This window comes from Kocuria sediminis (assembly GCF_009735315.1).
GTDB classification, from domain to species: Bacteria; Actinomycetota; Actinomycetes; order Actinomycetales; family Micrococcaceae; genus Kocuria; species Kocuria turfanensis.
Window position 1 is genome coordinate 21,797 of record NZ_WOGU01000015.1, and the last position, 10,505, is coordinate 32,301.

Annotated in this window: 8 protein-coding genes, 1 tRNA gene and 1 other RNA gene; 7 read left to right on the top strand and 3 right to left on the bottom strand. The window is 74.6% G+C overall.

Features of this window, described 5'->3' with window-relative positions; all coding sequences use genetic code 11:
* Nucleotides 1–230 precede the first annotated feature (230 nt).
* On the top strand, nt 231–1,085 hold the full coding sequence (locus tag GMA12_RS15565) for a hydroxymethylpyrimidine/phosphomethylpyrimidine kinase (RefSeq protein WP_156270430.1): 855 nt from the start codon (nt 231–233) through the stop codon (nt 1,083–1,085).
* A gap of 274 nt (nt 1,086–1,359) precedes the next feature.
* Nucleotides 1,360–2,028, top strand: a complete 669-nt coding sequence (locus GMA12_RS15570) for a TetR/AcrR family transcriptional regulator (RefSeq protein WP_075872542.1) — start codon at nt 1,360–1,362, stop codon at nt 2,026–2,028.
* Here GMA12_RS15570 and GMA12_RS15575 read toward each other — a convergent pair.
* Both GMA12_RS15575 and GMA12_RS15580 read right to left on the bottom strand, forming a co-directional pair.
* Nucleotides 2,012–2,362, bottom strand: coding sequence for a type II toxin-antitoxin system VapB family antitoxin (locus GMA12_RS15575; protein ID WP_156270431.1), 351 nt, complete (start codon nt 2,360–2,362; stop codon nt 2,012–2,014). The genes GMA12_RS15570 and GMA12_RS15575 overlap by 17 nt on opposite strands.
* 80 nt (nt 2,363–2,442) lie before the next feature.
* Nucleotides 2,443–3,804 (bottom strand): hypothetical protein, encoded by a 1,362-nt coding sequence (locus GMA12_RS15580; protein WP_156270432.1) that lies wholly within the window; start codon nt 3,802–3,804, stop codon nt 2,443–2,445.
* Nucleotides 3,805–3,986: 182 nt separating this feature from the next.
* Between GMA12_RS15580 and GMA12_RS15585 the strand changes: the two genes are divergently transcribed.
* Entirely contained in the window at nt 3,987–4,691 is a 705-nt protein-coding gene (locus GMA12_RS15585; RefSeq protein WP_156270433.1) for a hypothetical protein, read from the top strand.
* A gap of 162 nt (nt 4,692–4,853) precedes the next feature.
* Here GMA12_RS15585 and GMA12_RS15590 read toward each other — a convergent pair.
* A tRNA-Ser gene (locus GMA12_RS15590) sits at nt 4,854–4,938 on the bottom strand.
* Between the two features lie 132 nt (nt 4,939–5,070).
* Between GMA12_RS15590 and ffs the strand changes: the two genes are divergently transcribed.
* The 4 genes from ffs to GMA12_RS15610 form a co-directional block, all read left to right on the top strand.
* An RNA gene (ffs, locus tag GMA12_RS15595) (signal recognition particle sRNA small type) lies at nt 5,071–5,167 on the top strand.
* A gap of 76 nt (nt 5,168–5,243) precedes the next feature.
* Nucleotides 5,244–8,426, top strand: a complete 3,183-nt coding sequence (locus tag GMA12_RS15600; RefSeq protein ID WP_162459948.1) for a DNA polymerase III subunit gamma and tau — start codon at nt 5,244–5,246, stop codon at nt 8,424–8,426.
* Nucleotides 8,427–8,565: 139 nt separating this feature from the next.
* Entirely contained in the window at nt 8,566–9,162 is a 597-nt protein-coding gene (recR, locus tag GMA12_RS15605; protein WP_047803726.1) for a recombination mediator RecR, read from the top strand.
* A gap of 96 nt (nt 9,163–9,258) precedes the next feature.
* A partial coding sequence (locus GMA12_RS15610; RefSeq protein ID WP_240898886.1) for an aspartate kinase occupies nt 9,259–10,505 on the top strand: 1,247 nt, incomplete at its 3' end.

The window sequence follows — 10,505 nt, forward strand, 5'->3', positions numbered from 1 at the left end:
CAATCTGTTGGACCGCGGCACCGGCCCGGGAGGAGTCGGGGCCGCACCGCGGTCTGTGCGGTCTGCAGAACGGGTGCGGGACGCCCGCCTGCCACCCGGGAGTCCTCCTCCCGCCGCCGCGGAACCCCGAACGGGGACGTCGTGGCGGCCGGAGACCGTCCGACAGTCTAGCGCCGGAGCCCGGCCGCACGGTTGGCCGGGGACGCGGAGCGGGGCGCACAATGGCTCCCATGACCGACACCACCACCGCACCCACCCCCGACGCCGCGGGCACCGCCCAGCCTCCCGTGGCCCTGACCATCGCCGGATCCGAGGCCACCGGCGGCGCCGGCGCCCAAGCGGACCTCAAGACGTTCCAGGAGCTCGGCGTCTTCGGCTCCCTCGCGCTCACCTGCATCGTCTCCTTCGACCCGAACGCGGACTGGGGCCACCGCCTGTTCCCCGTCCCGCAGGACGTGCTGCGGGAGCAGCTGGAGGCGATCACGGCGGCGCACGCGCTGGACGCCGTCAAGATCGGCATGCTCGGCAGCCCGGAGACCATCGCCACGACCGCCGAGGCGCTGACGGCCCTGCAGCCGGAGCACCTCGTCCTGGACCCGGTGCTGATCTGCAAGGGCCAGGAGCCCGGGGCCGCTCTGGACACCGACGAGGCGCTCAAGGCCAGGATCCTGCCGCTGGCCACGTTCGTGACCCCCAACCACTTCGAGGCCCTCTCCCTGTCCGGGATGGACGAGATCAGCACCGTCGAGCACCTCGAGGAGGCCGCCCGCCGGATCCACGAGACCTCCGGGGCCGTGGTGCTCGCGAAGGGCGGGGTGCGCCTGGCCGGCCCCGACGCCGTGGACGTCTTCTACGACGGGACGACCCTCGAGATCCTGTCCGAGCCCAAGGTCGGCGAGGTCCCCGTGGCCGGCGCCGGATGCACCCTCGCGGCCGCCGTCGCCGCCGAGCTCGCCAAGGGCGCCGCCCCGCTCGAGGCGGCCCGCACCGCCAAGGCCTTCGTCTCCGCCGGCATCCGGCAGCGCCTGAGCTCGCGTGCGCCCTTCGACTCCCTCTGGCAGGGCGGCTCGGCCGCCGAGCAGTGACCGGGCTCGCCTGAGCGCGTCCCACCGCACCCGGCCGTGGCCGGCGACGACCTGCGTCGCCGGCCACGGCTCCGCGCTGCCCGGGGGCCGTTGCCGGCGGGACACGCCGTGCACGTCTCCCGGGTCCGGGCCGACGGTTTCCTGGACGTTTCCCCAGACGTTCGGGGAGAGGGGGCCGAAACGGAGGGAACGGTGGTGTCATAGTCAGACATACCGTCACCAAGGATCATTGAAGTGTGCATACTTTGATGACATGCAGAGATAAGGTGTCATCATGCCTCGTATTTCAGCGGCCACCAACGCCGCGCAGCGCGAGAACACCAAGCGAGCGATCCTCGACTCCTTCGGCCAGCTGCTGTACCAGCAGGGCCTGACCGGGCTGACGATGACCCACGTGGCCAAGAACGCCGGGGTGGGCCGCACCGCCGTCTACAACTACTTCGCCGACATGGGCGAGCTGCTCGTGGCCTACGCCCTGGACGAGACCGAGCGCTTCATGACCGATCTCCGCCGGGACCTGGAAGGCGTCGCCAACCCGGTCGACCGGCTCGCCGTCTACATCCGGGCGCAGATCGAGGACCTCGCCCGCCGGCACCTGCCCCCGGGCCCGACCATGCGCACGGTCCTGTCCCCGGAGGACTACCAGAAGCTGGGCGAGCACGTGGGCGAGCTGCAGGGGCTGCTGGCCGCGATCCTGCGGGACGCGATCGACCAGGCCTACCTGCCCGAGGGGGACATCCCGGAGCTCGCCTCGCTCGTCCACGGCTCGCTGACCACCGCCGCGGACCGGGGCCAGAACTCCGACCAGGACCGCGCGGCGCGGGAGCGGCACATCCGTTCGACGGTCCGCTTCATCCAGCAGGGCCTGGGCGCGCAGTTCGACGCCGACGGCCGCCCCGTGCGGCTGGCTCCCGAGAGGCCGCCGCTCAGCGCGGCGTCCTGACCTCCCGCGCCCTGCGCACCGCCTGAGGCCCGCTCGCGAGCCCGAGCTCCAGCACGCGGGCGTGCAGCACGGTGCGGTGGTGCAGGGCGGTGCGCAGCGCCCGGTGCAGCCCGTCCTCGAGGTAGAGCAGCCCGTCCCAGCGGACCACGTGCGGGAAGAGGTCGCCGTAGAAGGTGGAGTCCGCGTCGAGCAGCGTCGCCAGGTCGAGAGTCGTCTTCGTGGTGATCAACTGGTCCAGGCGCACCTGACGAGGTGCGATGCCGGACCAGTCCGCGGGCGAGACGAGGCCGTGATCCGGGTACGGGCGCGAGTCGCCCACGGCCTTGAAGATCATGCGTTCATCCTAGGGGCGCCCCCGGGCCGGCGCGCGGGGGCCGCGCGGGCGCACCCGGGGGCGGCCCGCGCGGCCCCGGGTCAGGCGCGGACCACGCTCACGGCCCCGGTGGACGAGTTCCACTCGATCCGGCCGCCGGTGAAGTTCTGCGCCATCCCGGTCGACGTGCGGTACTCGTCGGAGGTCGGATAGCCCAGTCCCCGCTCGTGGCCGAGAGCCGCCCACCGCTTGCCGATGGCCCCGTACTCCTTGACCGCCCGCGCTCCCGTCGCGGAGGACCACACGAGCTTGGTCCGCTTCCCGGCGGCGTCGAACAGCTGGTACGCGCCGCCGTCGGCCGCGCGCACCTCGTCGGAGGACGGCACCCCGTAGCCGGCGGCGAAGCCGGCGGCCTCGAACTTGCGGCCGATGGCCCCGCCGTAGTCGACCGTCCGCGCGCCGGTGGCCCCGGACCAGTAGATGGCCTTCTCGCGGCCGCCCGCGCCCAGGAACCGCTGGTACACGGAGGAGTGCACGGAGGCGTGCTCGGCGCTGACCGGGGTGCCCCAGGAGGTCCCGCCCAGGGCCCGCCACCGGGTCCCGATGGCACCCTTGAGCTCGAAGCCGTTGAGCTCGCTCGCCCCCGGGAGGGAGGGCACCGCGGTGCCGATGGTGGAGTAGAGGCGGTCGACGTCGTCGCCGACCAGTCCCGGCAGGTTGTAGTTCGTGTGGTGCAGCCCGGGCAGCACCACCCGGTCGGCCTTGCCGAAGCCGGCCGACCGGTACGCGGCCGCCCCCTTCCCGGCGGCCTCCAGGGCTGACCAGGTGGAGGGCTGGGTGGCGCCGTAGCTGTCCAGGGAGCCGACGTACCAGGTCGGGTCGGTCGCCTTGAGCGCGGCGTCGGGGGCGGTCTCGAGGCCGCCGTAGTACACCCCGCCGCCACCGATCAGGGTGGCGCCGCCGCCGCGGATCCAGCCCGCGCGGTCGGAGAGCACCTCGGTGGAGATGAACTCCGCGCCGCCGGAGTAGCCGGCCAGGTGGATGCGGGTCGTGTCGATGCGCTGCTCGGCGACGACCTTGCCGGCCAGGGCCCGGAACCAGTCCCCGGCCGCTTCGCTGCTGGCGGTCCAGGACCGGCTCGCCGGGGCGACGGGCACGACGAGGACCATGTTCTTCGCGGCGGCCCGGGCGGCCATGGTCCGGAGCATGGTCGCCGTCGGTCGCTGCGCGTAGTACTGGCCGTCGCCGTCGAAGTAGAAGACGGCGCCCACGGCCTTGGACCGGTCGACGCCGGCGTCGTAGAGGTGGTACTGGGAGGAGATCCCGGCGGCGGTGTAGGTGGTGTTGGTCGTCGAGGCCTGGGCCGGCGCCGCAGTGGCGGCCACCGTCCCGGTCATGAGCACGCCGGCCAGGACGGCGGCGGGCAGGGCGGAGGAGGGCAGGCGGAACGAAGGCAGCTTCAAGGGAACCTCTTGGGGGGAGAGGGGTGGGGGGACGTGCACAGCCGGGGGGACGGCTGCGGGTGCGGCGGGACAGCCCGTCCCACCACACCAGCAGGTTATTGCATATGCGAACTCCAGGGGCGGAACGACGTAAAATGACGAGCGCCCGCTCCGCGCCCGCATTCCCTCGTAAGGTTCCCCTCATGCCCGTTCGGACCCTGGCCCTGGCCGCCCTGATCCTGCTCGCCCCCACCCCCGCCGTGGCTGCGCCCGATGCCGTGCCGGCTCCCGCGCCGGCCGTCGGGTCCCCCAGCGCTGCACCGGCCGAGGACGGCGCCCTCGACGCACCGGCGGAACCGGCCGAACCGACCGAGCCGGCCCCGGCCGCCCCGGCGGAGACCCCGGCCGCCGATCCCGCGGTCGGCGCTCCGTCGGACTCCGGAGCGGCACCGGGCCCGGACGAGGAGCCCGTCCCAGAGCGGTCCGCGGCGCCCGACGCCGCCCCGGCCGCAGAGTCCGTCCCCTCCGGTGCGGAGGCCGACCCGGCGGCGGACCGGTCGACCGGCACCGAGACCGGCACCGGGGACGACGCCGGGGACGCCGGGACGACGAGCCCCGCACCGGCCGCCACCCGGCCGGCGGCGTCCCGGTCCCCCGGGGCCACGGCGCCGGGGCCCTCGGGGCAGGACACGGACGCCCGCTCCGTCGAGGCCCAGGGCCTGCCCGGAGCGCAGCAGGTAGCCCCCGGCACGGTCACCCGGGTGCCCCTGGGCAGCCTCACCCGGGTTCCGGCGCAGGAGAAGGAGACCGCCCCCGGGCTCCCGCTGGCCCTGGGTGGTCTGGGGGTCGTGGCGGCAGCCGCCGCAGCCGTGGCCGTCCGCCGCTCGCGGGCCCGCCGCAGGGCCTGAGCACTCGGCTCCTGACCGTGGCCTGCCCCTGAGCGCCCGGTCCCTGACGGCGCCCGGCCTCTGCGGCACTCGGCGATCGCCCGGGCGGCCGCAGCCCTCCGGGCCGGGGTACGCAGAAGAGCCCCTGACCGGAAGGATGTCCCGGTCAGGGGCTCTGCAGTGCGGAGGATGGGGGATTTGAACCCCCGAGGGCGTGAACCCAACACGCGTTCCAGGCGTGCGCCATAGGCCGCTAGGCGAATCCTCCAGGCACGCACGCCCCGGCGACCTCGCGGTGCCGGAACATGCGGAGTCCAGCATAGCCCAACCCCGGGGCATTGCCGAATCGTCGGCGGCGCCGCCCGGTTTCGACCTGCCCGCGGCATCGGCTAGACTCTGTGCCAGCCCCTCGCGTGGCGTCATCCTGTTGAACTCCCCCAGGGCCGGAAGGCAGCAAGGGTAAACGGGCTCTGGCGGGTGCGCGAGGGGTCTTTTCGTCCCCTCGGGGCGGCCCGGCTCCCCAGCCCCGGGGCCCCGCCCCGCCTGTCGGAATCCGTCGCTAAGGTGGCTCCTGTGACTACCGCCCTGTACCGCCGCTACCGCCCGGAGACCTTCGAGGACGTCATCGGCCAGGAGCACGTGACCGAGCCGCTGATGACGGCGCTGCGCAAGGACAGGGTCAGCCACGCCTACCTCTTCTCCGGCCCCCGCGGATGCGGCAAGACCACGTCCGCCCGCATCCTGGCCCGCTGCCTCAACTGCGCCGAGGGCCCCACACCCACGCCCTGCGGGCGCTGCGAGAGCTGCCGGGACCTGGCCCGGGACGGAGCCGGCTCCCTCGACGTGATCGAGATGGACGCCGCCAGCCACGGCGGCGTGGACCACGCCCGGGACCTGCGCGAGCGCGCCACGTTCGCGCCCGTGCGGGACCGGTTCAAGATCTTCATCATCGACGAGGCGCACATGGTCACGCGCGAGGGTTTCAACGCGCTGCTCAAGATCGTCGAGGAGCCCCCGGAGCACATCAAGTTCATCTTCGCGACCACCGAGCCCAGCAAGGTGCTCACGACCATCCGGTCCCGCACCCACCACTACCCCTTCCGCCTGGTCCCCACCGAGCCGCTGATGCACTACCTCGAGCAGCTGTGCGCCGAGGAGCACGTGGAGGTGGCCCCCGGGGTGCTCTCCCTGGTGGTCCGGGCCGGCGGCGGATCGGTCCGCGACACCCTCTCCGTGCTGGACCAGCTCATGGCGGGCTCCGACGAGCGGGGCATCGGCTACGACCTCGCCGTGGCCCTGCTGGGCTACACCCACGGCGCCCTGCTCGACGACGTGGTCGACGCCTTCGCGTCCGGGGACGCCGCCACGGTGTTCCGCGCGGTGGACCGGGTGATCCAGACCGGCCAGGACCCGCGCCGGTTCGTGGAGGACCTGCTCGAGCGCTTCCGCGACCTCATCATCGTCAACGCGGTCCCGGAGTCGGCGGGCAACATCCTGCACGGGATGCCCCAGGACCAGATCGCGCGGCTGCGCAACCAGGCGTCCCAGCTCGGGGCCGCGGAGCTCTCCCGCGCGGCGGACATCAGCAACACCGCCCTCACGGAGATGACCGGAGCCACCTCGCCCCAGCTGCACCTCGAGCTGCTCTGCGCGCGTATCCTGCTGCCCTCCTCGGAGGACACCACCCGCGGCGTCACGGCCCGCGTGGACCGGCTGGAACGGCGGCTGAGCATCGGCCGCGGCACCGCCCCCGCCGCCGGGCACGAGGAGCCGGCGGCCACCGTCCCGCGGCCCGCCGCGGCCGCGGCGACGGCAGCCGCAGAGCCTGTGGCCGCACGGGCGGACGCCGAGAGCACCGCGGCGCCGTCCGGCGCGGCACCGTCCGGCACCGCGCCGTCCGCGCCCGAGCGGCCCGCCCCGGCGCGGACGGCCGCCGCGACCCAACCGAGCGCGGCCGAACCGAGCGCGGCCGAACGGAACGCTGCGGGGCCGGACGCGGGCGGCGACACCCGTCCGGCCGCTCCCCGGGGCCCGGAGACCGGCCGGCGGCCCGAGGACCGGCAACCCCCGGCGGCGGCGCCCCAGGAGGACACCCCTGCGGCCGCGCCGGCGGAGCCGGGGGCCGGCGAGGGGACCCCGCTCGCTCCGGGCGGCAGCGAGATCGAGCTGCTGCGCGCCTCCTGGCCGGAGATCGTCAACGCCCTCGCGGACATCCGCCGGGTCGCGTGGTTCACCGTCCAGCGCGGCACGCCGCAGTCCTTCGACGGCAAGGTGCTGCGCATCATGTTCGACGCCGAGGGCGACCTCATGAACTTCCCGCGCTTCGAGGACGACCTGCGCCAGGCCGTGCAGCAGGTCCTCGGCATCGACTGCCGGGCGGAGGCCGTCCCCCCGGGCGGCGGACACGGCCGTGGCGGCGGGGGAAACGCCCCGCGCGGCCCGGAGCCGGCGCCCCGCCCCTCCGGGCAGCGGGGCGGGCCCCGCACGGAGACGCAGCGCCCCGTCTCGCCCGCGTCACCGGCCGACCCGCCCGCCCGCGGCGGTGCGGACCGACGCCCCACCGGCCCCGCGGGCCGGGCGGCGGAGCAGCGACCGCCCATGTCCCGGGACGCGGAGGCCCCGCGGAGCAGCACCGCGGGGCCCGGCACGGCGTCCGGCACCGGTTCCCCCGACGGGCCGTCGGGAGCGGACGACCCCCGGGGCGGGCAGGACGCGTGGCACGCGCACGGCCGGCCCGCCACGGACGCGCCCGCGGAGTGGACGGACCCCGCGTGGGCCGAGGAACCCGTGCACAGCTGGTCCGTGGCCGCCATCCCGCAGAGCGGCGCACCCGGGACCCCGCCCGCGCCCTCGGCCACGGCCCCGGCCGCCCCCTCGGCAGGGACCGGGACCTCGACAGGGACCGGGACCTCTGCAGAGACAGAGACCGGGACACCGGCCGCTCCCCCGGCGGAGCGCCGTGCCGAGCCCCCCGCAGAGTCCCCCGCCGAGCACCCGGGGGGCTCCCGGACGCCGGACGCGCCCGGGAGCTCCCCGGCCGCCACGGACCCGGTCCGAGGACCGGGGCGGACTGCCGGACCCGTCGGCGCCGCGCCCACCGCGGACCCCGCCTCCCCGCCGCGCCGGGAACCCGGTCCCGCCCAGGGCGGCCCCGGCGGCGGAGCCGACCGCATCCGTCCGGACCGTGGGCCCGGCGGCCGTCCGGACGGCGGCGGCTCACCGCGGGGCCGGGACCACGCGCCGTTCGACGACGTCCCGCCGCCGGAGGAACCGCCCCACCCCGACGAGCCCCCGTACCCGGACGAGCCCCCGTACCCGGAGGATCTCGACGAGGCGCCCCCGGAGCAGTGGCGGCCCGCGCAGCAGCAGCGCACCGGGCGGCCGGCTCCGGCCCGGGACGCCCCGGTGCGGGAGAGCCCCGCCGGGGCCGCGCCCCGGACCCGGGAGACGGCTCTTCGCAGCACACCCGCGGACGCCACCCGGTCCGCCGCACCGCGCGAGGTCCCCGCGGAGGCCGACCGGCGTGAACGGCTGAGCTTCCGGGAGCGCCACGCCGCGGCGATCGCCGCCGGGCGTCAGGCCCCGGACCCGAGTGCGGCGGCGGAGCGGAGCGGCGGCGTAGAATGGGACGATTCCTTCGTCCCCAGTTCGGACGACGAGGCGCTCGAGGACTCCACCCTCTACGGCCGTGCGGCGATCGAGCGCATCCTCGGCGGCATGCTGATCGAGGAGCGGGACCTCCACACCGGGGAGTGAGGCCCGGCGGCCGGACCGCCGCGTCCGGGGCCGGGACGGGCGCCGGCCGGGGCGCTGAACGCCCCGCACGGACCCCGGGGAACGCCGTGGCCGGGAACGAGCAGGAGGGCCGCGGACCGGCCCGGAAATCGAGGAGAACGTGTACGAAGGCGCTGTTCAGGATCTGATCGACGAGCTGGGCCGGCTGCCCGGCGTCGGGCCGAAGTCCGCGCAGCGGATCGCGTTCCACCTCCTCGACGCCGACAAGGACGACGTGCGCCGGCTGGCCGACGCCATGACGGCGGTCAAGGACAAGGTCAAGTTCTGCCGGATCTGCGGCAACGTCTCCGAGCTGGACGAGTGCGCCATCTGCCGCGACGCCCGCCGGGACGGCAGCGTCATCTGCGTGGTCGAGGAGTCCAAGGACGTCATGGCCATCGAGCGCACGCGCAGCTTCCGTGGGCGGTACCACGTGCTCGGCGGGGCCATCAGCCCCATCCAGGGCATCGGCCCGGACCAGCTGCGGATCCGGGAGCTCATGACCCGGCTCTCCGACGACACCGTGCAGGAGGTCGTGCTCGCCACCGACCCGAACCTGGAGGGCGAGGCCACCGCCACGTACCTCTCGCGGATGCTCAAGACGCTCGGGGTGCGCGTGACCCGCCTGGCCTCCGGGCTGCCCGTGGGCGGGGACCTCGAGTACGCCGACGAGGTGACGCTGGGGCGGGCCTTCGAGGGCCGCACGGTCGTCGCCTGACCGACTCGCGTAGGATGTCCTGGTGCCCTGCCGTGGGGAGCGGGCGCACGGCCCGGTGCCGACCGCCGGCCGCCCTCGACCACAGGAGTTGTACCCATGAGCCTGATCGTGCAGAAGTTCGGTGGATCCTCCGTCGCGGACGCCGACGGCATCCGCCGCGTTGCACGGCGGATCGTCGAGACGCGCAACCGGGGACACGACGTCGTCGTGGTGGTCTCCGCGATGGGCGACACCACGGACGACCTCCTGGACCTCGCCCGGGAGGTCACCCGCAAGCCCCCGGCCCGTGAGCTCGACATGCTGCTCACCGCCGGGGAGCGGATCTCCATGGCGCTGCTGGCCATGGCGGTGTCCGGGATGGGCGCTCCCGCGCAGTCCTTCACGGGATCGCAGGCGGGCATGGTCACCGACGGCGCGCACGGCGCCGCACTGCTCGTGGAGGTCAACCCCCGGCGCGTGCGCGAGTCCCTGGACGAGGGCAACATCGCGATCATCGCCGGGTTCCAGGGCGTGCACCGCCAGACCAAGGACATCACCACGCTCGGCCGCGGCGGCTCCGACACCACGGCCGTGGCGCTGGCCGCCGCCCTGGACGCCGACGTGTGCGAGATCTACTCCGACGTCGACGGCGTCTTCACCGCCGATCCCCGCATTGCGCCCAAGGCGCGCAAGCTGGACGTGGTCAGCAGCGAGGAGATGCTCGAGCTCGCCGCCAACGGCGCGAAGATCCTGCACCTGCGCTGCGTGGAGTACGCCCGCCGCTTCGGCGTGAAGCTGCACGTCCGTTCGTCCTTCAGCCACAACGAGGGCACCTGGGTCATCCCGGACCCCGAAGACGCCGTCACCTCCCCGAAGGAGATCCCCTTGGAACAGCCGCTCATCTCCGGCATCGCCCATGACCGAACCCAGGCGAAGGTCACCGTCGTCGGCGTCCCGGACCGGCCCGGCATCGCCGCCCGCATCTTCCGCCTCCTCGCCGAGGCCAAGGTCAACGTGGACATGATCGTCCAGAACATCTCCACCGGCGACGACCCCCTCACGGACCTCTCCTTCACGGTGGACGAGTCCCAGGGCGAGCTCGCCATGAGCCTGCTGCGCGCCGCCGAGGAGAAGATCGGCTACGCGGGCCTGGAGTACGACGACGAGGTCGGCAAGCTCTCCCTGGTGGGTGCCGGCATGAAGTCCAACCCGGGCGTGACGTTCACGTTCTTCGAGGCGCTCGCCGCCGCGAACATCAACATCGACATGATCTCCACCTCCAAAAAACGACGAGGCCGTGCGCGTGGTGCACAGCGCCTTCGGCCTCGACTCCGAGGACGAGGCCACGGTGTACGCGGGGACCG